Here is an 18,997-nt window from a genome sequence, read left to right as displayed (position 1 = left end):
ACAACGTGGGCCTGCTGCTGCGCGGCACGAAGCGCGAAGACGTTGAGCGTGGTCAAGTCCTGTGCAAGCCGGGCTCGATCAAGCCGCACACGCACTTCACGGGTGAGGTCTACATCCTGTCGAAGGACGAAGGTGGCCGTCACACGCCGTTCTTCAACAACTACCGCCCGCAGTTCTACTTCCGTACGACCGACGTGACTGGCTCGATCGAGCTGCCGAAGGACAAGGAAATGGTCATGCCGGGTGACAACGTGTCGATCACCGTCAAGCTGATCGCCCCGATCGCCATGGAAGAAGGCCTGCGCTTCGCAATCCGCGAAGGCGGCCGTACCGTCGGCGCCGGCGTTGTGGCAAAGATCCTCGACTAAGCAACCTTCCTGGGACATGCCTGCAGGCATGTCCCCTATAATCCGGGCTCACTGCCCATCGCTCTTTTAAGGAACAATCATGCAGAACCAGAAGATCCGTATCCGCCTGAAGGCTTTCGACTATCGCCTGATCGACCAGTCGGCCGCCGAAATCGTGGATACCGCCAAGCGTACCGGCGCGATCGTCAAGGGCCCGGTGCCCCTGCCGACCCGCATCCAACGCTTCGACATCCTGCGTTCGCCGCACGTCAACAAGACCAGCCGCGATCAGTTCGAGATCCGCACTCACCAGCGCCTGATGGACATCGTCGATCCGACGGACAAGACCGTCGACGCGCTGATGAAGCTCGACCTGCCGGCCGGCGTGGACGTCGAGATCAAGGTGTAAGTATGTTTCGGACCGCTCCGGCGGCCTGATGCAGCAAAAAACGGCGAACTTCGGTTCGCCGTTTTGTTTTTGTGGGCCGTTACCGTTCCTTGGGCAAGATCAACCGATCAGCCCCGCCCGCGCCGCCGCAACGTCTCGGCCGGGCACTCTCCAAACGTACGCCGATACTCGGCGCTGAACCTCCCCAGGTGGGAAAATCCCCAGCGCAACGCAGCGGCCGTGACCGACGATAGCGTCGTGTCATTGAGCAGATCCTGCCGTACCCGTTCCAGCCTGACCGTGCGCAGATAGGCCATGGGGCTGAGGCCGCGATGTTCGCGGAATCCGGCATAGAGGCTGCGCAGGCTGACACCGGCCATCTCGGCCAGCTGCGCTGGCGTCAACGCCGCGTCGGCATGCGCATGGATATATTCCTCGACCACTTTCACATGGCGCGGCGCCAGCGGCTTGCCGTGCTGGCGCAACGTTTCCGACAGGCTGTGCGGCTGGCAGGTCAGCAGCGTCCCGATCACCAGTTGTTCGAGCTGGCAGGCTGTCAGTGGATGGCTTGCCGCCTCGGGCGTGCACGCGAGGGCTTCGGCCAGGTAATGGATCAGCGCGTGCCAGCCGGCGCCGCGCCAGGCCATGTCCAGCTGAAAGCGCAGCGGCTGGTACGGCTTGTGTCCCAGGTAGGCGCTGCAGACCCGCTCCAGCGCGCTGCGTTCGATGCGGACGATCAGCTGATCGTTGTCGGCGCTCCAGCGCATGCGCAGCGGCTCGCTCGGGGTCAGCACCGAGGCCAGTCCTACGTCGGAAACGATGTGCTGTCCGCCGCAATGGATGTCGGCCTGGCCAGCCATCGGCATCTGCACCAGCAGGAAATCACCAAGGGGACCGGGGTCGATTGTCACGTCGCCGCCGTAGGCCAGCCGGTTGAAAGATACGGCGCCAAGCGGCGCGTGATGCATGCGCGCATGCAGCGCGCTGCCATGCAGGGTGAGCCGATGAGGCTTGAAGACGGCGCCGACCCGGGTGCGCGTGGTGTCCAGATCGTCGGAATCGAACACGAGTCGCGCGGGGTCGTGAAGCAGGGCACCCGCCAGCGTTGGCGCGGCCGGGGCAGTGGGGGGCAGCTGCAGCATGTCTCGCTCCTGGCGGGCCGGCCCGGGTGCTGCCGCTTCCGCTGGGGATTGGCCGTCCCCCGGCACCGCGTGCGCGCCACTTGATTCCGGCGGCGATTCTGACGGCTGGCACGGTGCGCGGCGGCGGAATCGCTGCGCACCACTATAGCGGATTCGCCAGTCCCCTCGTCGCGCGGCTTGAACAGCGACGCAGTTTCCTGCACTAATCGGATAGTCGCTGCAGCCGGCGGCTAGTTTGCTGCACTGCGGGTCTCCGATCATGAAGGCAGGGGCGGAGACCCGTCGCAGCCAAATCCACCGAATCCCACAGGAGCAAAAAGGCATGGGCCAGACCATCCAGATCGAGACCCAGGACGGCAGTTTCAGCGGATACCTCGCCACCCCGGCGGCCGGCAAGGGCCCCGGCATTGTGCTGTGCCAGGAGATTTTTGGCGTAAATACGACGATGCGCGAAGTGGCCGACTACTACGCCGAGGAGGGCTACACGGTGCTGGTGCCGGACCTGTTCTGGCGCATCGCGCCCGGCATCGAACTGACCGACCGGGGCGACGATTTCCAGCGCGCACTCGGGCTGTACCAGCAATTCGACGAGGACAAGGGCGTGCAGGATGTCGGTGCCGCCCTCGCCGCGCTGCGCCAGCGCCCGGAGTGTGTGGGCCAGACCGGCGTGCTCGGCTTCTGCCTCGGTGGCAAGCTGGCATACCTGGCGGCATGCCGGCTGCCCGACGTGGCCTGCGCGGTGGGTTACTACGGCGTGGGCATCGAGCAGGCGCTGGCCGAGGCCGACAAGATCCGCGGCCGTCTGGTGCTGCACGTGGCTGAGCGCGACGGATTCTGCCCACCCGAAGCGCAGGCACGCATCGGGCAGGCGCTGGGCGGCCGCGCCAACGTCGAGCTGTATGTCTATCCCGGCATGGATCACGCGTTCGCGCGGGTCGGCGGCGAACACTTCGACAAGGCGTCGGCGCTGATGGCGCACCAGCGGTCCATCGCGGCACTGCGCGCCGAAATGGGTCCGCATTACGACTTCTCCGGTCTGTGGGACAAGCACTGCGAATACGAATTCGCAACGCGCGACGTGGACGCGACCATGGCCACCATGGTGCCGCAGCCCTACGTCAACCACATCCCCACCATGACCGGCGGGGTCGGCTATCGCGAGCTCAAGCGTTTCTATCAGCATCACTTTGTGCACAGCAATCCGCCCGATACCACACTGATTCCGCTGTCGCGCACGATCGGCGCCAGCCAGGTGGTGGACGAGATGCTGTTCTGCTTCACCCACACCTGCGAAATCGACTGGATGCTGCCCGGCGTGCCGCCGACCGGCAAGCGGGTGGAGGTGCCGCTGATCGCCATCGTCAAGTTTCGTGGCGACAAGCTTTATCACGAGCACATCTACTGGGACCAGGCCAGCGTGCTGGTGCAGGTGGGACTGCTGGACCCCACGGGTTTGCCGGTGGCCGGCGTGGAAACGGCGCGCAAGCTGCTCGACGAAACGCTGCCGTCGAACACGCTGATGGCGCGCTGGCAGCAGAGCGAAGGCAAGTAGCCGCCCGTCGCAAGGCATCGTGCGGCACCGTCAGGGCGGCGCGCCAGAGGCCGCCCGGCATCTCAAAAGGGAGACACCATCATGAAGGGCTTGCAGGACAAGGTTGCCGTCATCTCGGGCGGGGCCACGCTGATCGGCGCGGGCGTCGCACGCGCCTTTGTGGCAGCGGGCACGCGCGTGGCGATCCTCGACATCGATGCCGAGGGCGGCGAGCGGGTTGCCGCCGAACTGGGGCCCATGGCCATGTGCGTCCACGCCGATATCACGCGCGATGATCAGGTGGGCAGTGCCGTGGCGCAGGTTGCCAGGCGGTTCGGCCGAATCGATTTCCTGGTCAACTTGGCCTGCACCTATCTGGACGACGGCTTTCGCTCCACGCGGGCCGACTGGCTGGCCGCGCTGGATGTAAACGTGGTGTCGGGCGTCATGTTGGCTCAGGCCGTGCATCCGCACATGGTGGCGCGCGGCGGCGGGGCCATCGTCAACTTCACGAGCATTTCGGCCCGCGTGGCGCAGACCGGGCGGTGGCTCTATCCGGTGTCGAAGGCGGCCATGGCGCAGCTGACGCGCAGCATGGCGATGGATCTGGCGCCCGACCACATCCGCGTCAATGCCGTGTCGCCGGGATGGACGTGGTGCCGGCTGATGGACGAAGTGAGCGGCGGCAATCGCGCGCGCACCGATGCAGTGGCCGCGCCATTCCACCTGCTGGGCCGCGTTGGCGAGCCCGACGAGGTGGCCCAGGTGGTGCTATTCCTGTGCTCCGATCACGCGAGCTTCGTGACCGGCGCCGACTATGCCGTGGACGGTGGCTACGCCGCCATGGGCCCAGAGCAGAATGTGCCGGCCATCGGCAAGCTGGCAGGCTGAACCCTTCGCACACAGACTACGGAGACAACCATGAGCCAACGCATTGCCATCGTCGGGGCCGGCCAGTCCGGACTGCAGATGGCCCTGGGCCTGCAGGCCAGGGGCTATCGGGTGACGCTGCTGTCGAACCGCACGCCGGACCAGATCCGGGCGGGCAAGGTGATGTCCAGCCAGTGCATGTTCGACCGGGCGCTGCAAACGGAGCGCGAACTGGGCCTGAACTGGTGGGACGACGCCTGCCCGCCGGTGGAAGGTATCGGCCTGGCCGTGCCCTATCCCGAGCAGCGCGGCGCGAAAGTCATCGACTGGGCGGCGCGGCTCAACCGTCCGGCACAGGCCGTGGACCAGCGCCTGAAGATGCCGGCGTGGATGGAGGCTTTCGTCGCGCGTGGCGGCGACCTGCGCATTGTCGATGTGGGCCTCGACGAGCTGGAAGACCTGGCGCGGGAGCACGACCTGGTGCTGCTGGCCGCCGGCAAGGGCGACATCGTGAGCCGGTTCGAGCGTGACGCGTCGCGCAGCCCGTTCGCCACGCCGCAGCGCGCGCTGGCGCTGACGTACGTCACGGGGATGAGGCCCGGCACGCCGTTCTCGCGCGTCTGCTTCAACCTGATCCCCGGTGTGGGCGAATACTTCGTGTTTCCGGCGCTGACGCTGTCGGGCCCATGCGAAATCATGGTGTTCGAAGGGATTCCGGGCGGCCCGATGGACCGCTGGTCCGACGCCCGTACGCCCGAAGCGCATCTTGACGAGAGCCTGCGCATCCTGCGTACCTATCTGCCCTGGGAGGCCGGGCGGTGCGAACACGTGGCGCTGACGGACGCCAACGGCATCCTGTCCGGCCGTTTCGCACCGACCGTGCGCAAGCCGGTCATGAAGCTGCCCTCGGGACGGGCGGTCTTCGGCATGGCCGATGCGGTGGTGGTCAACGACCCCATCACGGGGCAGGGCTCGAACAACGCGGCCAAATGCTGCAAGGTGTATCTGGACGCCATCCTCGCCCGGGGCGACCGGCCGTTCGATGCCGACTGGATGAACGCCACGTTCGACGCCTACTGGCAGTACGCGCAATCCGTGGTGACCTGGACCAACTCGCTGCTTACGCCGCCCCCGCCGCATATTCTCGGGCTGCTCGGCGCAGCGGGCCAGTCGCCGGCGCTCGCCGCGCGCATCGCCAACGGTTTCGACAATCCGCCCGACTACTTCCCGTGGTGGACCGATCCGACCGCCTGCCAGCAACTGATCGACGAGCAACTGGCCAAGGCCGCCTGACATGGAGCCGGCAATCATGACCCACACTGTCGCCGCGTCCGCGGTGCCCGATGCCCGCGCCTTGCGCCGGGTTTGTGGACGTTTTGCTACCGGGGTGGCCATCATCGGTGCCTGCGGCGCGGAGGGCAGGCCGATCGGCCTGACCATCAATTCGTTCGCATCGCTGTCGCTGGAGCCGCCGCTGATCTTGTGGAGCCTGGCCCGGCATTCCCCGAATGCGGGGCTGTTCGCGCCGGGCGGCGCCTTTGGCGTGAGTATCCTGCGCGCGGGCCACGGCGACCTGGCGCGCCGTTTCGCCACGCCCCAGCCAGACAAGTTCGCCGATGTTCCCCACTGGCGGTGCCCGGCCGGCGTGCCCTACCTTGACGAAGCGCTGGCCACGCTGTCATGCCGCGTCCAACGGGCCGATGCGCTGGGCGACCACCTGCTGATCGTCGGTGCCGTCACCGGATTTTCCGCCTCCGAAGGCGACCCGCTGGTGTTCTATGGCGGCGACTTCGTCCGCGTGGCCGCCTGAATTGCCCGCATCGGCGGCCATCGCGCCGCCGCAAGTCGGCTTCGCGCCGCAATTTCGCCAATTTCTGTCGCTACCTGTGGGGTCAGGCGCGGAAATCGGCAAATCATCTTGCCCTTTCCAAACCGCTGGGTTATATTGTAAGGCTACCCGTTTCTCCGGGTAGTGGGGGCCGTTTTGGTCAGCGCAATCCTTTTCGCGCAACCCGCAAATCGCACAGTTTCGTGTATCAATCAGCCCCGGCCAATCGCAGCTGGGAATGGAGCAAACCATGAGCCTTGGCCTTGTAGGTCGCAAGGTTGGCATGACCCGTATTTTCACGGACGACGGTGATTCGATTCCCGTTACCGTGGTCGAGGTCGGCGACAACCGCGTGACGCAAATCAAGACGGACGAGACCGACGGTTATACCGCGGTTCAAGTCACCTTCGGCAGCCGGCGCGCAAGCCGCGTCACCAAGCCGCTGGCGGGTCATCTCGCCAAAGCCGGCGTGGAAGCTGGCGAAATCATCAAAGAATTCCGCATCGATGCAGCCAAGGCTGCCGAACTGCAAGCTGGCGGTTCGCTGTCGGTCGACCTGTTCCAGGTCGGTCAGAAGATCGACGTGCAGGGCGTGACCATCGGTAAGGGCTACGCCGGTACCATCAAGCGCTACCACTTCGCTTCGGGTCGTGCCACCCACGGTAACTCGCGTTCGCACAACGTGCCGGGTTCCATCGGTATGGCGCAGGATCCGGGCCGCGTGTTCCCGGGCAAGCGCATGACGGGTCACCTCGGTGACGTCACCCGCACGGTGCAAAACCTCGAGATCGCCAAGATCGACGCAGAGCGCAAGCTGCTGCTGGTCAAGGGCGCCATCCCCGGTTCCAAGGGCGGCAAGGTCATCGTGACCCCGGCCGTCAAGGCCAAAGCTTAAGGAGCGCATGTAATGGAACTCAAGCTCCTCCAGGACAACGGTCAAGTCGGTGCAGGCGTTGCAGCCTCGGCCGAAGTGTTCGGCCGTGACTACAACGAAGCTCTGGTTCACCAGATCGTCGTTGCCTATCAGGCTAACGCCCGTAGCGGTAACCGCAAGCAGAAGGACCGCGAAGAGGTCAAGCACACGACCAAGAAGCCGTGGCGCCAGAAGGGTACGGGCCGTGCTCGTGCCGGTATGTCGTCCTCGCCGCTGTGGCGTGGCGGTGGCCGTATCTTCCCGAATTCGCCGGAAGAGAACTTCAGCCAGAAGGTCAACAAGAAGATGTTCCGTGCCGGTATGCGCTCGATTTACTCGCAGCTCGCACGTGAAGGTCGTATCAACGTAGTGGACGGTTTCGCTGTCGACGCACCCAAGACCAAGCTGCTGGCCGACAAGTTCAAGGCCATGGGCCTGGACTCGGTGCTGATCATTACCGACAGCCTCGACGAAAACCTCTACCTGGCTTCGCGCAACCTGCCGAACGTGGCAGTCGTGGAGCCGCGTCACGCTGATCCGCTGTCGCTGGTGCACTACAAGAAGGTGCTCGTGACGAAGGCAGCTGTCGCGCAGATCGAGGAGTTGCTGAAATGACGCAAGTAGCCAAGAACGATCATCGTTTGATGCAGGTGCTGCTCGCGCCGGTGGTTTCCGAAAAGGCAACCCTGGTGGCCGACAAGAACGAACAGGTTGTGTTCGAAGTGGCTCGCGATGCCAACAAGGCAGAAGTGAAGGCCGCCGTCGAACTGCTGTTCAAGGTCGAGGTGCAGTCCGTTCAGATCCTGAACCAGAAGGGCAAGCAAAAGCGCTTTGGCCGCTTCATGGGCCGTCGCAACCACGTCAAGAAGGCATACGTGGCGCTGAAGCCGGGTCAGGAAATCAATTTTGAAGCGGAGGCCAAGTAATCATGGCACTCGTCAAGACCAAGCCGACTTCCCCGGGTCGTCGCTCGATGGTGAAGGTGGTCAACAAGGACCTTCACAAGGGCGCCCCGCACGCTCCGCTGCTGGAAAAGCAATTCCAGAAGTCGGGTCGTAACAACAACGGTCATATTACCACCCGCCACAAGGGCGGTGGTCATAAGCACCACTACCGCGTGGTCGACTTCAAGCGCAGCGACAAGGACGGCATCGCCGCCAAGGTCGAGCGCCTGGAATACGATCCGAACCGCAGCGCGAACATCGCGCTGGTGCTGTTCGCCGACGGCGAGCGCCGCTACATCATCGCCACCAAGGGCATGGTAGCTGGCCAGGCCCTGATGAACGGCTCGGAAGCCCCGATCAAGGCCGGTAACAACCTGCCGATCCGCAACATCCCGGTTGGTACCACGATCAACAACGTGGAAATCCTGCCTGGCAAGGGCGCGCAAGTTGCCCGTGCCGCTGGTGGTTCCGCCGTGCTGCTGGCCCGTGAAGGCCTGTACGCTCAGGTTCGTCTGCGCTCCGGTGAAGTGCGTCGCGTGCATATCGAATGCCGCGCCACCATCGGTGAAGTGGGCAACGAAGAGCACAGCCTGCGTGTGATCGGCAAGGCCGGTGCCACGCGCTGGCGCGGTATTCGCCCGACCGTTCGCGGCGTGGTGATGAACCCGGTGGACCACCCGCATGGTGGTGGTGAAGGCAAGACTGCTGCTGGTCGCGACCCGGTTTCGCCGTGGGGTACCCCGGCCAAGGGTTACCGTACCCGCAGCAACAAGCGCACGGACAGCATGATCGTCCAGCGCCGCCACAAGCGCTAATCGGTAGGTAGGAGCTAAAGATATGACTCGTTCCGCAAAAAAGGGTCCGTTCTGCGACGACCACCTGCTGAAGAAGGTGGAAACGGCCGTAGCCGGCAAGGACAAGAAGCCCATCAAGACATGGTCGCGTCGTTCGACGATCATGCCTGATTTCATCGGCCTGACGATCGCCGTGCACAACGGCCGTCAACACGTGCCGGTGTACGTGACGGAAAACATGGTCGGCCACAAGCTCGGCGAATTTGCGATCACTCGCACGTTCAAGGGCCACGCGGCTGACAAGAAAGCGAAGAGGTAAGGTGCCATCATGGAAGTGAAAGCGATTCATCGCGGTGCCCGTATCTCCGCCCAGAAGACGCGTCTGGTCGCTGACCAGATCCGCGGTCTGCCGATCGAGCGCGCGCTCAACATCCTGACGTTCAGCCCGAAGAAGGCCGCCGGGATCGTGAAGAAGGTGGTCGAATCGGCCATCGCCAACGCCGAGCACAACGAAGGCGCCGACATCGACGAACTGAAGGTCAAATCGATCTTCGTCGACAAGGCAACCTCGCTCAAGCGCTTCACCGCACGGGCGAAGGGCCGCGGCAACCGCATCGAGAAACAAACCTGTCACATCACTGTGACGCTCGGCAACTAAGGAGTCACGATGGGACAGAAGATTCATCCGACTGGCTTCCGTCTGGCCGTCAGCCGTAACTGGGCTTCGCGTTGGTACGCCAACAACACGAAGTTCGCCGGCATGCTGAAAGAAGACATCGAAGTTCGCGACTTCCTGAAGAAGAAGCTCAAGAACGCATCGGTTGGCCGTGTTGTGATCGAGCGTCCGGCCCGTAATGCACGTATCACCATTTACAGCTCGCGTCCGGGCGTGGTGATCGGCAAGAAGGGTGAGGACATCGAACTGCTGAAGGCCGAACTGCAACGTCGCATGGGTGTGCCCGTGCACGTGAACATCGAGGAAATCCGCAAGCCGGAAACCGATGCGCAGCTGATCGCCGATTCGATCACGCAGCAGCTCGAGCGCCGCATCATGTTCCGTCGCGCCATGAAGCGCGCGATGCAGAACGCGATGCGTCTGGGTGCCCAGGGCATCAAGATCATGAGCTCGGGTCGTCTGAACGGTATTGAAATCGCACGTACCGAGTGGTACCGCGAAGGCCGTGTGCCCCTGCACACCCTGCGTGCCGACATCGACTACGGCTTCTCCGAAGCCGAAACCACCTACGGCATCATCGGTGTCAAGGTGTGGGTCTACAAGGGCGATCACCTGGGCCGCAACGACGCGCCCGTGGTGGAAGAGCCGCAAGAAGACCGTCGTCGTCGTCCGGGTCGCCCGGAAGGCCGCCGCCGTGAGGGCGAAGGCCGTCCGTCGGGCAACCGCCGCGGTGGTGCCGGTGCTGGTCGTCGCGCTGCGCCTGGCGCAGACGCGAAGAGTGGAGAATAAGAATGCTGCAACCTAAGCGTAGGAAGTATCGCAAGGAGCAGAAGGGCCGCAACACGGGTAAGGCTACCCGTGGTAACGCCGTGTCTTTCGGCGAATTCGGCCTGAAGGCAATGGGCCGTGGCCGTCTGACCGCTCGTCAGATCGAGTCGGCACGTCGTGCGATGACCCGTCACATCAAGCGTGGCGGCCGCATCTGGATCCGGATTTTCCCGGACAAGCCGATTTCGAAGAAGCCTGCCGAAGTCCGTATGGGTAACGGTAAGGGCAACCCGGAATACTACGTGGCTGAGATTCAGCCGGGCAAGATGCTGTACGAAATGGATGGCGTGAGCGAAGAGCTGGCGCGTGAGGCGTTCCGCCTTGCCGCCGCCAAGCTGCCGATCGCCACGAATTTCGTGGTGCGTCAGGTCGGTACGTAAGGAGATTGGGATGAAAGCATCCGAACTGCGCGGCAAGGACGCCGCAGGCCTGAACCAGGAGCTCTCCGAGCTGCTGAAGGCTCAATTTAGCCTGCGCATGCAAAAGGCCACCCAACAGCTGCAGAACACCAGCCAGCTGAAGAAGGTGCGCAAGGACATCGCGCGCGTGCAAACCGTGCTGAACGAGAAGGCGAACGCGAAATGACCGAAGCTGCGAAGACTGAAGCAAAGCTTCACCGGACCCTCGTGGGCCGCGTCGTGAGCGACAAGATGGACAAGACCGTCACGGTCCTGATCGAAAACCGCGTCAAGCATCCCCTGTACGGCAAGTACGTGCTGCGTTCGAAGAAGTACCACGCACACGACGAAGCCAACCAGTACAAGGAAGGCGACAAGGTCGAAATCCAGGAAACGCGTCCGCTGTCGCGGACCAAGTCCTGGGTGGTTTCCCGGCTGGTAGAAGCTGCGCGCGTCATCTAAGTACAACAGTACTTTGCTGACTTGCAAGTCCAGGATTATGTTGCTATAATCCTGGACTTCCGCTTTATTGCGTTCGCCTTAGCAGTACCACCCAGGCGGGCCTGTGGAGCGAGCAAGGGCTGGCATCCGGTAGTTCAGGGTGCGGGCACTACCGACTTCCAAGTTGATCAACCCAAGCGGCGCTGGCGCAATGCCTGGCTCCGACGGGACCAAGACTGACCGACGGGCTTCATATCCGAAGACCTGACGGATTAAGTTGGGAAGATAACACCATGATTCAGACAGAAAGCCGGCTCGAAGTGGCCGATAACACCGGTGCGCGCGAAGTGCTGTGCATCAAGGTACTGGGTGGGTCCAAGCGCCGCTACGCGAGCGTGGGCGACATCATCAAGGTGACCGTGAAGGACGCAGCGCCGCGCGGTCGCGTGAAGAAGGGCGACATCTATAACGCAGTCGTCGTGCGTACCGCCAAGGGCGTGCGCCGCGCTGACGGTTCGCTCGTCAAGTTCGACGGCAATGCCGCCGTACTGCTGAACAACAAGCTCGAGCCGATCGGCACCCGTATCTTCGGGCCGGTGACTCGTGAACTCCGTACCGAGCGATTCATGAAGATCGTGTCGCTCGCTCCGGAAGTGCTGTAAGGAGCCGCCATGAACAAGATTCGCAAAGGCGACGAAGTCATCGTGCTGACCGGCAAGGACAAGGGCAAGCGCGGTGCCGTCCAGGCAGTGCAAGGCGACAAGGTCGTGGTTGAAGGCGTGAACGTTGCCAAGAAGCACGCTCGCCCGAACCCGATGCTGGGCACCACCGGTGGCGTGGTCGACAAGCTGATGCCGCTGCATATTTCCAACGTTGCGCTCGTGGATGCCAATGGCAAGCCGTCGCGTGTCGGTATCAAGGTCGAAGACGGCAAGCGCGTGCGCGTGCTGAAGACGACCGGTGCCGTCCTGGCCGCTTGATTCTGGGCACAGATAGGAGTTGAGCATGACAGCACGTCTGCAAGAGTTTTACAAAGAACAGGTTGTGCCGGCGCTGATGAAGCAGTTCGGCTACAAGTCGGTCATGGAAGTGCCGCGTTTCACCAAGATCACCCTGAACATGGGCCTGGGCGAAGCGATCAATGACAAGAAGGTCATTGAACTGGCAGTCGGTGACCTGACCAAGATCGCCGGTCAGAAGCCCGTTGTGACGAAGGCCAAGAAGGCCATCGCCGGCTTCAAGATCCGTCAGGGCTACCCCATCGGCGCGATGGTGACCCTGCGCGGTGAGCGTATGTTCGAATTCCTGGACCGTTTCGTGACCGTGGCCCTGCCGCGCGTGCGTGACTTCCGTGGTGTGTCGGGCAAATCGTTCGACGGTCGTGGCAACTACAACATCGGTGTGAAAGAGCAGATCATTTTCCCCGAAATCGAGTACGACAAGATCGACGCACTGCGTGGTCTGAACATCAGCATCACGACGACGGCTAAGAACGACGAGGAAGCCAAGGCTCTCCTGAACGCGTTCAAGTTCCCGTTCCGTAATTAAGGGGTAACCGTGGCTAAACTGGCTCTGATTGAACGTGAGAAGAAGCGCGCAAAGCTCGTGGCGAAGTACGCCGACAAGCGCGCAAACCTCAAGGCCATTATTGACGACCAAGAAAAGTCGGAAGAAGAGCGTTATCTGGCGCGTCTCGAGCTGCAGAAGCTCCCGCGCAACGCTAACCCGACTCGCCAGCGTAACCGCTGCGCGATCACCGGTCGTCCCCGCGGTACCTTCCGCAAGTTTGGCCTGGCGCGTAACAAGATCCGCGAAATCGCCTTCAAGGGCGAAATCCCGGGTCTGACGAAAGCCAGCTGGTAATTACGCACAGGCTACAGGAGAAACAGTATGAGCATGAGCGATCCTATCGCCGATATGCTGACGCGCATTCGCAACGCCCAGGGCGTGCAGAAGGCGTCGGTGGTCATGCCCTCGTCCAAACTGAAGGTTGCGATCGCCAAAGTCCTGAAGGATGAAGGCTACGTCGACGACTACTCGGTTCAGGAAGATGGCGGCAAGGCGCAACTGACCATTGGTCTGAAGTATTACGCCGGCCGTCCGGTGATCGAGCGCATCGAGCGCGTTTCGAAGCCCGGTCTGCGCGTGTACAAGGGCCGCAGCGACATCCCCCAAGTGATGAACGGCCTGGGTGTGGCGATCATCTCGACCCCGCAGGGTCTGATGACCGACCGCAAGGCACGTGCCACTGGCGTGGGCGGCGAAGTTCTCTGCTACGTCGCGTAAGGAGCAAACATGTCCCGTGTAGGTAAGGCTCCCATCGCGCTGCCGAAAGGCGCGGAAGTAAATGTGGCGGCTGGCGTGCTCTCCGTTAAGGGCCCGCTCGGTACGCTGACGCAGCCGATTCACAGCCTCGTGAAGGCCAACGTTGCCGATGGCACGCTGACTTTCGAACCGGCTGACGAATCGCGTGAAGCAAACGCCCTGCAAGGCACCATGCGCGCCCTGGCGGCAAACATGGTCAAGGGCGTGACCACCGGTTTCGAGCGCAAGCTGAACCTGGTTGGCGTGGGTTACCGCGCTCAGCTGCAAGGTTCCGCGCTGAAACTCCAGCTTGGTTTCTCGCACGACGTGATTCACGAAATGCCGGAAGGCGTGAAGGCCGAAACGCCGACGCAGACCGAAATCGTGATCAAGGGTGCTGACAAGCAGAAAGTCGGTCAGGTTGCCGCGGAAGTCCGCGCGTACCGTCCGCCCGAGCCCTACAAGGGCAAGGGTGTTCGCTACGCTGACGAGCGCGTCATCCTGAAGGAAACCAAGAAGAAGTAAGGGGTCCAGAGATGAACAAGAAAGACGCTCGTTTGCGCCGTGCACGTCAGACCCGCGCGAAAATCGCGGAATTGAAGATCAATCGTCTGACCGTGTTCCGTACGAATACGCATATTTACGCTCAGGTGTACTCGCCGTGCGGCACGCAAGTGCTGGCTTCGGCTTCGACCGCCGAGGCAGAAGTGCGCAAGGAACTGACTGGCAGCGGTGCTACCGTTGCCGCCGCCACCCTGGTGGGCAAGCGCGTTGCCGAGAAGGCAAAGGCAGCTGGCGTGGAAACCGTCGCGTTCGATCGTGGTGGCTTCCGCTTCCACGGCCGCGTGAAGGCCCTGGCTGACGCCGCGCGTGAAGCCGGCCTCAAGTTCTAAGCGCTCAAAGAGAGATACGTCATGGCAAAGATGCAAGCAAAAGTCCAACAGGACGAACGCGACGACGGCCTCCGCGAGAAGATGATCTCGGTCAACCGTGTCACCAAGGTGGTGAAGGGTGGCCGTATCCTCGGTTTCGCTGCGCTGACCGTGGTTGGTGACGGCGATGGCCGCATCGGCATGGGCAAGGGCAAGGCCAAGGAAGTTCCGGTGGCCGTGCAGAAGGCAATGGACGAAGCCCGTCGCAAGATGGTCAAGGTCTCGCTGAAGAACGGCACGCTGCAACACGAAGTTGTTGGCCGTCACGGCGCCGCCAAGGTGCTGATGATGCCCGCCAAGGAAGGTACCGGCGTGATCGCTGGTGGTCCGATGCGCGCGATCTTCGAAGTGATGGGTGTGACGAACGTTGTGACCAAGTCGCACGGTTCGACGAACCCGTACAACATGGTTCGCGCCACCATCGATGGTCTGACCAAGATGAGCACGCCGGGCGAGATCGCCGCCAAGCGTGGCAAGTCGGTCGAAGACATCCTCGGCTAAGGTGAACGAAATGTCGCAGAAAACCGTAAAAGTGCAGCTCGTGCGTAGCCTGATCGGTACGCGCGAGGATCATCGCGCCACCGTACGTGGCCTGGGCCTGCGTCGCCTGAACTCCGTTTCGGAGCTGCAGGACACGCCCGCCGTGCGCGGCATGATCAACAAGGTCTCGTACCTGGTCAAGGTTCTGGCCTGATCGGGACTCGGAGAGCAACATGCAACTGAACAACCTGAAACCGGCCGACGGTTCGAAGCACGCCAAGCGTCGCGTCGGCCGCGGTATCGGCTCCGGCCTGGGCAAGACGGCTGGTCGTGGTCACAAGGGTCAGAAGTCGCGTTCGGGCGGCTTCCACAAGGTTGGCTTCGAAGGCGGTCAAATGCCGCTGTATCGTCGCCTGCCGAAGCGTGGTTTTACCTCGCTGACCAAGGCCTTCACCGCTGAAGTGACCCTGCGCGACATCGAACGCCTGGAAGCTGCCGAAGTGGACCTGCTGGTCCTGAAGCAAGCTGGCCTGGTGGGCGAGCTGGTCAAGAGCGCAAAGGTCATCAAGGCTGGTGAACTGTCCCGCAAGGTGACGATCAAGGGTCTGGGCGCCACCGCTGGCGCCAAGGCTGCGATCGAAGCCGCTGGCGGCCAGATCGAAGCGTAATTACGCAGTAGCATTCGCAGCATAGGCGAAGTCACAGTCGGAGCATCGTTTGGCCACGGCGAAACCCAATGCAAGCGCGCAGGCCAGGAACACGGCTAAGTACGGCGATCTCAAGCGCCGGCTGATGTTCCTGGTGCTGGCCCTGATCGTCTACCGCATCGGTGCACATATTCCGGTGCCGGGAATCGATCCGGACCAGCTTGCGAAGCTTTTCCAGAGTCAGTCGGGTGGCATCCTCGGGATGTTCAACCTGTTCTCGGGCGGTGCGCTGTCGCGCTTTACCGTCTTCGCGCTCGGCATCATGCCGTACATCTCGGCGTCGATCATCATGCAGTTGCTGACGATCGTGCTGCCGCAGCTGGAGTCGTTGAAGAAGGAAGGGCAGGCGGGGCAACGGAAGATTACGCAGTACACACGCTACGGCACCGTGGTTCTGGCCACGTTCCAGGCGTTGTCGATTGCGGTGGCGCTGGAGTCGCAACCAGGGCTGGTTATTGATCCGGGTCTGATGTTCCGGGCCACGGCGGTAATCACGCTGGTGACCGGCACGATGTTCCTGATGTGGCTGGGTGAGCAGATTACCGAGCGCGGTCTGGGCAACGGTATTTCGATCATCATCTTCGGTGGTATCGCGGCGGGCCTGCCCAATGCGATCGGCGGACTGTTCGAACTGGTCCGTACGGGTTCCATGAGCATCATCGCGGCGATCCTGATCGTGGCGATCGTGGCTGGTGTGACCTACGCCGTGGTGTTTATCGAGCGTGGCCAGCGCAAGATCCTGGTGAACTATGCCAAGCGTCAGGTCGGCAACAAGGTGTACGGCGGTCAGTCGTCGCACCTGCCGCTGAAGCTGAACATGGCAGGGGTGATTCCGCCGATCTTTGCATCGTCGATCATCCTGTTCCCGGCGACGATTGCAGGCTGGTTCACGTCTGACTCGACGGGTGCGGTTGGCCGGTTCATCAAGGACCTGGCTGCCACGCTGTCGCCGGGCCAGCCGGTCTACATCCTGCTGTATGCGACTGCGATTGTATTTTTCTGCTTCTTCTATACGGCTCTGGTCTATAACAGCCGGGAAGTGGCAGACAACCTGAAGAAAAGTGGAGCCTTCATTCCGGGCATCCGTCCGGGCGAGCAAACGACGCGCTATATCGACAAGATCCTGGTGCGCCTGACGCTGGCTGGTGCGATTTACATCACACTGGTCTGCCTGTTGCCGGAATTCCTGGTGCTGCGCTGGAACGTTCCGTTCTATTTCGGCGGAACCTCGCTGCTGATCATCGTGGTCGTCACGATGGACTTCATGGCACAGGTACAGTCCTATGTCATGTCGCAGCAGTACGAGTCGCTGCTGAAGAAGGCGAATTTCAAGGGTAACCTGACCTTGCGCTAACGAAAGCTGGGGTCGGGGCGGGCACCAGGTATGGCAAAAGACGACGTCATCCAGATGCACGGGGAGGTCCTGGAAAATCTCCCCAACGCGACGTTCCGCATCAAGTTGGAGAACGGCCACGTAGTACTAGGCCATATCTCCGGCAAGATGCGAATGAACTACATCCGGATTCTTCCGGGTGACAAGGTGACGGTTGAGCTGACTCCATATGATCTGTCTCGCGCACGTATCGTCTTCCGGACGAAGTGAAGCGAACTGGAATTGAAGGAAGAGGAAAATCATGAAAGTGCTGGCTTCTGTTAAGCGCATTTGCCGCAACTGCAAAATCATCAAGCGCAACGGTGTCGTGCGCGTGATCTGCTCGTCGGATCCCCGCCACAAGCAACGCCAAGGCTAATCGGAAAGAGGATTGACGAATGGCACGTATCGCAGGGGTTAACATCCCGAACCACAAGCACACCGAAATCGGCCTGACGGCTATTTATGGTGTCGGCCGCTCGCGCGCCCGCAAGATTTGCGAGGCCACCGGTGTACCGTTTGACAAGAAGGTCAAGGATCTGACCGACGCCGACCTGGAAAAGCTTCGTGACGAAGTGGGCAAGGTCACGGTCGAGGGTGACCTGCGTCGTGAAACCACGATGAACATCAAGCGTCTGATGGACCTTGGTTGCTATCGTGGCATGCGTCACCGCAAAGGTCTGCCGCTCCGCGGCCAGCGTACCCGCACCAACGCCCGTACCCGTAAGGGTCCGCGCAAGGCCGGCGTGGCACTGAAGAAGTAAAGCCGAAGGCAGAGGAATAGACGAATGGCAAAAGGTCCGAATAACGCCGCCCAGCGCGCGCGTAAGAAGGTCAAGAAGAACGTTGCCGACGGCATTGCGCACGTCCACGCTTCGTTCAACAACACCATCATCACGATCACCGACCGTCAGGGCAACGCCCTGTCGTGGGCGACCGCTGGTGGCCAGGGCTTCAAGGGTTCGCGCAAGTCGACCCCGTTCGCAGCCCAGGTTGCCGCCGAGAACGCCGGCCGCGTTGCGCAAGACCAGGGTATCAAGAACCTGGAAGTGCGCATCAAGGGCCCGGGCCCGGGTCGCGAATCGGCTGTCCGTGCGCTGAACGCGCTGGGCATCAAGATTTCGGTGATCGAAGACGTGACGCCGGTGCCGCACAACGGCTGCCGTCCGCCGAAGCGCCGCCGTATCTAAGCGCGAGGCTTGCCGGGGATACGATCAGGGTCTTACCCCGTATCTCCGGGTTGTGGTAGTATCCCGCGTTGGCCTGCTGCAATTTTTTGCGGCGGGCTTTCGTTTTGCGTCCGCGTCTTGAGGCTGCCGCCTCGGCAAGGGCGATGTTCATCATGCTTTTGCGTTGCCTCCGCGTGGCCTTGGTCATTGCGGATGAAGAACCATAAGCCCACCGTCCGTCACGACAGGTGACGGACTCGCGGCGCGTCCTGATGGCGCCGCGATCGATCAAAGGAAGATAAAGTGGCACGTTATACCGGCCCGAAGGCCAAACTTTCCCGCCGCGAAGGCACCGATCTGTTCCTGAAGAGCGCACGTCGCTCGCTGGCCGACAAGTGCAAGCTGGACAGCAAGCCGGGCCAGCACGGCCGCACCTCGGGTGCCCGTACGTCCGACTACGGCAACCAGCTGCGCGAAAAGCAGAAGGTCAAGCGCATCTATGGCGTGCTGGAGCGTCAGTTCCGCCGCTACTTCGCTGAAGCCGACCGCCGCAAGGGCAACACCGGCGAGAAGCTGCTGCAACTGCTGGAATCGCGCCTGGACAACGTCGTGTACCGCATGGGCTTCGGCTCGACCCGCGCCGAAGCGCGCCAGCTGGTTTCGCACAAGGCGATCCTGGTGAACGGTCAGCCGCTGAACGTGCCGTCGGCCCAGGTCAAGGCTGGTGACATCGTGTCGATCCGCGAACAGTCGAAGAAGCAGGTTCGTATCGCCGAGGCCCTGTCGCTGGCCGAGCAGTCGGGCTTCCCGACCTGGGTGAACGTGGATGCCAAGAAGTTCGAAGGCACGTTCAAGCAGGCTCCGGATCGCGCCGATATTTCGGGCGACATCAACGAAAGCCTGATCGTCGAACTGTATTCGCGTTAATCGCGG

General features: G+C 62.3%; 32 protein-coding genes and 1 pseudogene. 32 read left to right on the top strand and 1 reads right to left on the bottom strand.

Features of this window, described 5'->3' with window-relative positions; all coding sequences use genetic code 11:
- Positions 1 to 368, top strand: a pseudogene (tuf, locus tag BLQ58_RS22625) (elongation factor Tu); the annotation flags it as partial.
- Positions 369 to 447: 79 nt separating this feature from the next.
- Positions 448 to 756, top strand: a complete 309-nt coding sequence (rpsJ, locus tag BLQ58_RS22620) for a 30S ribosomal protein S10 (protein ID WP_006160488.1) — start codon at positions 448 to 450, stop codon at positions 754 to 756.
- A gap of 107 nt (positions 757 to 863) precedes the next feature.
- On the opposite strand, the gene BLQ58_RS22615 is transcribed toward rpsJ, so the two are convergent.
- Positions 864 to 1,877, bottom strand: coding sequence for an AraC family transcriptional regulator (locus BLQ58_RS22615; protein WP_092602212.1), 1,014 nt, complete (start codon positions 1,875 to 1,877; stop codon positions 864 to 866).
- 322 nt (positions 1,878 to 2,199) lie between these two features.
- Here BLQ58_RS22615 and BLQ58_RS22610 point away from each other — a divergent pair, with 322 nt between their 5' ends.
- From BLQ58_RS22610 to rpsD, 30 genes are all read left to right on the top strand, one after another.
- Positions 2,200 to 3,429, top strand: a complete 1,230-nt coding sequence (locus BLQ58_RS22610; RefSeq protein WP_092602210.1) for a dienelactone hydrolase family protein — start codon at positions 2,200 to 2,202, stop codon at positions 3,427 to 3,429.
- 81 nt (positions 3,430 to 3,510) lie between these two features.
- Positions 3,511 to 4,299: an SDR family oxidoreductase gene (locus BLQ58_RS22605; protein WP_092602208.1), complete on the top strand. Its 789-nt coding sequence runs from the start codon at positions 3,511 to 3,513 to the stop codon at positions 4,297 to 4,299.
- A 30-nt stretch (positions 4,300 to 4,329) separates the two neighbouring features.
- On the top strand, positions 4,330 to 5,571 hold the full coding sequence (locus BLQ58_RS22600) for a styrene monooxygenase/indole monooxygenase family protein (RefSeq protein WP_092602206.1): 1,242 nt from the start codon (positions 4,330 to 4,332) through the stop codon (positions 5,569 to 5,571).
- A 16-nt stretch (positions 5,572 to 5,587) separates the two neighbouring features.
- Positions 5,588 to 6,088 (top strand): flavin reductase family protein, encoded by a 501-nt coding sequence (locus tag BLQ58_RS22595; protein WP_092602226.1) that lies wholly within the window; start codon positions 5,588 to 5,590, stop codon positions 6,086 to 6,088.
- A gap of 268 nt (positions 6,089 to 6,356) precedes the next feature.
- Entirely contained in the window at positions 6,357 to 7,001 is a 645-nt protein-coding gene (gene rplC, locus BLQ58_RS22590; RefSeq protein ID WP_066731279.1) for a 50S ribosomal protein L3, read from the top strand.
- A 12-nt stretch (positions 7,002 to 7,013) separates the two neighbouring features.
- Positions 7,014 to 7,634 carry a 50S ribosomal protein L4 gene (rplD, locus tag BLQ58_RS22585; protein WP_092602204.1) on the top strand — a complete coding sequence of 207 codons (621 nt, stop codon included), beginning with the start codon at positions 7,014 to 7,016 and terminating at the stop codon, positions 7,632 to 7,634.
- Positions 7,631 to 7,945 (top strand): 50S ribosomal protein L23, encoded by a 315-nt coding sequence (gene rplW, locus BLQ58_RS22580; RefSeq protein ID WP_061956557.1) that lies wholly within the window; start codon positions 7,631 to 7,633, stop codon positions 7,943 to 7,945. Before rplD ends, rplW begins: the two co-directional genes overlap by 4 nt.
- Positions 7,946 to 7,947: 2 nt before the next feature.
- On the top strand, positions 7,948 to 8,778 hold the full coding sequence (gene rplB / locus BLQ58_RS22575) for a 50S ribosomal protein L2 (protein ID WP_092602202.1): 831 nt from the start codon (positions 7,948 to 7,950) through the stop codon (positions 8,776 to 8,778).
- Between the two features lie 22 nt (positions 8,779 to 8,800).
- On the top strand, positions 8,801 to 9,076 hold the full coding sequence (gene rpsS / locus BLQ58_RS22570) for a 30S ribosomal protein S19 (RefSeq protein ID WP_092602200.1): 276 nt from the start codon (positions 8,801 to 8,803) through the stop codon (positions 9,074 to 9,076).
- Between the two features lie 9 nt (positions 9,077 to 9,085).
- Positions 9,086 to 9,415 (top strand): 50S ribosomal protein L22, encoded by a 330-nt coding sequence (rplV, locus tag BLQ58_RS22565; RefSeq protein ID WP_092602198.1) that lies wholly within the window; start codon positions 9,086 to 9,088, stop codon positions 9,413 to 9,415.
- A 9-nt stretch (positions 9,416 to 9,424) separates the two neighbouring features.
- A complete protein-coding gene (gene rpsC / locus BLQ58_RS22560; protein ID WP_092602196.1) occupies positions 9,425 to 10,222 on the top strand; it encodes a 30S ribosomal protein S3 in 798 nt (265 codons plus the stop codon).
- 2 nt (positions 10,223 to 10,224) lie between these two features.
- Positions 10,225 to 10,641 (top strand): 50S ribosomal protein L16, encoded by a 417-nt coding sequence (gene rplP / locus BLQ58_RS22555; RefSeq protein WP_006576240.1) that lies wholly within the window; start codon positions 10,225 to 10,227, stop codon positions 10,639 to 10,641.
- Positions 10,642 to 10,651: 10 nt separating this feature from the next.
- Positions 10,652 to 10,846 (top strand): 50S ribosomal protein L29, encoded by a 195-nt coding sequence (gene rpmC / locus BLQ58_RS22550; protein WP_039007569.1) that lies wholly within the window; start codon positions 10,652 to 10,654, stop codon positions 10,844 to 10,846.
- Positions 10,843 to 11,121: a 30S ribosomal protein S17 gene (gene rpsQ, locus BLQ58_RS22545; protein WP_066731249.1), complete on the top strand. Its 279-nt coding sequence runs from the start codon at positions 10,843 to 10,845 to the stop codon at positions 11,119 to 11,121. Before rpmC ends, rpsQ begins: the two co-directional genes overlap by 4 nt.
- Positions 11,122 to 11,393: 272 nt before the next feature.
- Entirely contained in the window at positions 11,394 to 11,762 is a 369-nt protein-coding gene (gene rplN, locus BLQ58_RS22540; RefSeq protein ID WP_006576237.1) for a 50S ribosomal protein L14, read from the top strand.
- A gap of 9 nt (positions 11,763 to 11,771) precedes the next feature.
- The gene (gene rplX, locus BLQ58_RS22535; RefSeq protein WP_066731247.1) at positions 11,772 to 12,080 is read left to right on the top strand and encodes a 50S ribosomal protein L24; all 309 of its coding nucleotides are present in this window, start codon (positions 11,772 to 11,774) and stop codon (positions 12,078 to 12,080) included.
- Between the two features lie 25 nt (positions 12,081 to 12,105).
- Positions 12,106 to 12,648, top strand: coding sequence for a 50S ribosomal protein L5 (gene rplE, locus BLQ58_RS22530; RefSeq protein ID WP_008642941.1), 543 nt, complete (start codon positions 12,106 to 12,108; stop codon positions 12,646 to 12,648).
- Positions 12,649 to 12,657: 9 nt separating this feature from the next.
- Complete coding sequence (rpsN, locus tag BLQ58_RS22525; protein ID WP_008642942.1) at positions 12,658 to 12,963, top strand: 30S ribosomal protein S14; 306 nt, start codon at positions 12,658 to 12,660, stop codon at positions 12,961 to 12,963.
- Between the two features lie 27 nt (positions 12,964 to 12,990).
- Positions 12,991 to 13,386, top strand: a complete 396-nt coding sequence (gene rpsH, locus BLQ58_RS22520) for a 30S ribosomal protein S8 (protein WP_019451029.1) — start codon at positions 12,991 to 12,993, stop codon at positions 13,384 to 13,386.
- Between the two features lie 9 nt (positions 13,387 to 13,395).
- Positions 13,396 to 13,929, top strand: a complete 534-nt coding sequence (gene rplF / locus BLQ58_RS22515) for a 50S ribosomal protein L6 (protein WP_092602194.1) — start codon at positions 13,396 to 13,398, stop codon at positions 13,927 to 13,929.
- An 11-nt stretch (positions 13,930 to 13,940) separates the two neighbouring features.
- Positions 13,941 to 14,297, top strand: coding sequence for a 50S ribosomal protein L18 (rplR, locus tag BLQ58_RS22510; RefSeq protein WP_066731243.1), 357 nt, complete (start codon positions 13,941 to 13,943; stop codon positions 14,295 to 14,297).
- A gap of 21 nt (positions 14,298 to 14,318) precedes the next feature.
- Entirely contained in the window at positions 14,319 to 14,837 is a 519-nt protein-coding gene (gene rpsE, locus BLQ58_RS22505; protein ID WP_066731242.1) for a 30S ribosomal protein S5, read from the top strand.
- 10 nt (positions 14,838 to 14,847) lie between these two features.
- Positions 14,848 to 15,030 (top strand): 50S ribosomal protein L30, encoded by a 183-nt coding sequence (gene rpmD, locus BLQ58_RS22500; RefSeq protein WP_008642953.1) that lies wholly within the window; start codon positions 14,848 to 14,850, stop codon positions 15,028 to 15,030.
- A 19-nt stretch (positions 15,031 to 15,049) separates the two neighbouring features.
- On the top strand, positions 15,050 to 15,484 hold the full coding sequence (rplO, locus tag BLQ58_RS22495; RefSeq protein WP_008642954.1) for a 50S ribosomal protein L15: 435 nt from the start codon (positions 15,050 to 15,052) through the stop codon (positions 15,482 to 15,484).
- Positions 15,485 to 15,533: 49 nt separating this feature from the next.
- Positions 15,534 to 16,877 (top strand): preprotein translocase subunit SecY, encoded by a 1,344-nt coding sequence (secY, locus tag BLQ58_RS22490; protein ID WP_092602192.1) that lies wholly within the window; start codon positions 15,534 to 15,536, stop codon positions 16,875 to 16,877.
- Positions 16,878 to 16,907: 30 nt separating this feature from the next.
- The gene (infA, locus tag BLQ58_RS22485) at positions 16,908 to 17,126 is read left to right on the top strand and encodes a translation initiation factor IF-1 (protein ID WP_019451035.1); all 219 of its coding nucleotides are present in this window, start codon (positions 16,908 to 16,910) and stop codon (positions 17,124 to 17,126) included.
- A 31-nt stretch (positions 17,127 to 17,157) separates the two neighbouring features.
- The gene (gene rpmJ, locus BLQ58_RS22480) at positions 17,158 to 17,274 is read left to right on the top strand and encodes a 50S ribosomal protein L36 (RefSeq protein ID WP_008642959.1); all 117 of its coding nucleotides are present in this window, start codon (positions 17,158 to 17,160) and stop codon (positions 17,272 to 17,274) included.
- Between the two features lie 19 nt (positions 17,275 to 17,293).
- Positions 17,294 to 17,659: a 30S ribosomal protein S13 gene (gene rpsM / locus BLQ58_RS22475; protein ID WP_011299299.1), complete on the top strand. Its 366-nt coding sequence runs from the start codon at positions 17,294 to 17,296 to the stop codon at positions 17,657 to 17,659.
- Positions 17,660 to 17,683: 24 nt separating this feature from the next.
- Entirely contained in the window at positions 17,684 to 18,085 is a 402-nt protein-coding gene (gene rpsK / locus BLQ58_RS22470; protein ID WP_066731240.1) for a 30S ribosomal protein S11, read from the top strand.
- 282 nt (positions 18,086 to 18,367) lie between these two features.
- Positions 18,368 to 18,991 (top strand): 30S ribosomal protein S4, encoded by a 624-nt coding sequence (gene rpsD / locus BLQ58_RS22465; protein ID WP_092602190.1) that lies wholly within the window; start codon positions 18,368 to 18,370, stop codon positions 18,989 to 18,991.
- The last annotated feature ends 6 nt before the right edge of the window (positions 18,992 to 18,997 follow it).

It is taken from the genome of Ralstonia sp. 25mfcol4.1 (assembly GCF_900104095.1).
Classification (GTDB): domain Bacteria; phylum Pseudomonadota; class Gammaproteobacteria; order Burkholderiales; family Burkholderiaceae; genus Cupriavidus.
Note: the sequence above shows the minus strand (reverse complement) of the source record. Positions and strands in the feature narration are given on the sequence as shown.

Coding starts and splice junctions, on each gene's coding strand:
- rpsS (WP_092602200.1), top strand. CDS start 8,801: ATGACTCGTTCCGCAAAAAAGGGTCCGTTCTGCGACGACCACCTGCTG.
- rplE (WP_008642941.1), top strand. CDS start 12,106: ATGACAGCACGTCTGCAAGAGTTTTACAAAGAACAGGTTGTGCCGGCG.
- rplP (WP_006576240.1), top strand. CDS start 10,225: ATGCTGCAACCTAAGCGTAGGAAGTATCGCAAGGAGCAGAAGGGCCGC.
- rplW (WP_061956557.1), top strand. CDS start 7,631: ATGACGCAAGTAGCCAAGAACGATCATCGTTTGATGCAGGTGCTGCTC.
- rplR (WP_066731243.1), top strand. CDS start 13,941: ATGAACAAGAAAGACGCTCGTTTGCGCCGTGCACGTCAGACCCGCGCG.
- rplF (WP_092602194.1), top strand. CDS start 13,396: ATGTCCCGTGTAGGTAAGGCTCCCATCGCGCTGCCGAAAGGCGCGGAA.
- rplB (WP_092602202.1), top strand. CDS start 7,948: ATGGCACTCGTCAAGACCAAGCCGACTTCCCCGGGTCGTCGCTCGATG.
- rplN (WP_006576237.1), top strand. CDS start 11,394: ATGATTCAGACAGAAAGCCGGCTCGAAGTGGCCGATAACACCGGTGCG.
- rpsK (WP_066731240.1), top strand. CDS start 17,684: ATGGCAAAAGGTCCGAATAACGCCGCCCAGCGCGCGCGTAAGAAGGTC.
- rpsE (WP_066731242.1), top strand. CDS start 14,319: ATGGCAAAGATGCAAGCAAAAGTCCAACAGGACGAACGCGACGACGGC.
- BLQ58_RS22600 (WP_092602206.1), top strand. CDS start 4,330: ATGAGCCAACGCATTGCCATCGTCGGGGCCGGCCAGTCCGGACTGCAG.
- rpmJ (WP_008642959.1), top strand. CDS start 17,158: ATGAAAGTGCTGGCTTCTGTTAAGCGCATTTGCCGCAACTGCAAAATC.
- rplO (WP_008642954.1), top strand. CDS start 15,050: ATGCAACTGAACAACCTGAAACCGGCCGACGGTTCGAAGCACGCCAAG.
- rpsJ (WP_006160488.1), top strand. CDS start 448: ATGCAGAACCAGAAGATCCGTATCCGCCTGAAGGCTTTCGACTATCGC.
- rpsH (WP_019451029.1), top strand. CDS start 12,991: ATGAGCATGAGCGATCCTATCGCCGATATGCTGACGCGCATTCGCAAC.
- BLQ58_RS22615 (WP_092602212.1), bottom strand. CDS start 1,877: ATGCTGCAGCTGCCCCCCACTGCCCCGGCCGCGCCAACGCTGGCGGGT.
- rplC (WP_066731279.1), top strand. CDS start 6,357: ATGAGCCTTGGCCTTGTAGGTCGCAAGGTTGGCATGACCCGTATTTTC.
- rpmC (WP_039007569.1), top strand. CDS start 10,652: ATGAAAGCATCCGAACTGCGCGGCAAGGACGCCGCAGGCCTGAACCAG.
- rpmD (WP_008642953.1), top strand. CDS start 14,848: ATGTCGCAGAAAACCGTAAAAGTGCAGCTCGTGCGTAGCCTGATCGGT.
- rpsC (WP_092602196.1), top strand. CDS start 9,425: ATGGGACAGAAGATTCATCCGACTGGCTTCCGTCTGGCCGTCAGCCGT.
- rplX (WP_066731247.1), top strand. CDS start 11,772: ATGAACAAGATTCGCAAAGGCGACGAAGTCATCGTGCTGACCGGCAAG.
- BLQ58_RS22605 (WP_092602208.1), top strand. CDS start 3,511: ATGAAGGGCTTGCAGGACAAGGTTGCCGTCATCTCGGGCGGGGCCACG.
- infA (WP_019451035.1), top strand. CDS start 16,908: ATGGCAAAAGACGACGTCATCCAGATGCACGGGGAGGTCCTGGAAAAT.
- rpsM (WP_011299299.1), top strand. CDS start 17,294: ATGGCACGTATCGCAGGGGTTAACATCCCGAACCACAAGCACACCGAA.
- rplV (WP_092602198.1), top strand. CDS start 9,086: ATGGAAGTGAAAGCGATTCATCGCGGTGCCCGTATCTCCGCCCAGAAG.
- BLQ58_RS22610 (WP_092602210.1), top strand. CDS start 2,200: ATGGGCCAGACCATCCAGATCGAGACCCAGGACGGCAGTTTCAGCGGA.
- rpsQ (WP_066731249.1), top strand. CDS start 10,843: ATGACCGAAGCTGCGAAGACTGAAGCAAAGCTTCACCGGACCCTCGTG.
- BLQ58_RS22595 (WP_092602226.1), top strand. CDS start 5,588: ATGACCCACACTGTCGCCGCGTCCGCGGTGCCCGATGCCCGCGCCTTG.
- rplD (WP_092602204.1), top strand. CDS start 7,014: ATGGAACTCAAGCTCCTCCAGGACAACGGTCAAGTCGGTGCAGGCGTT.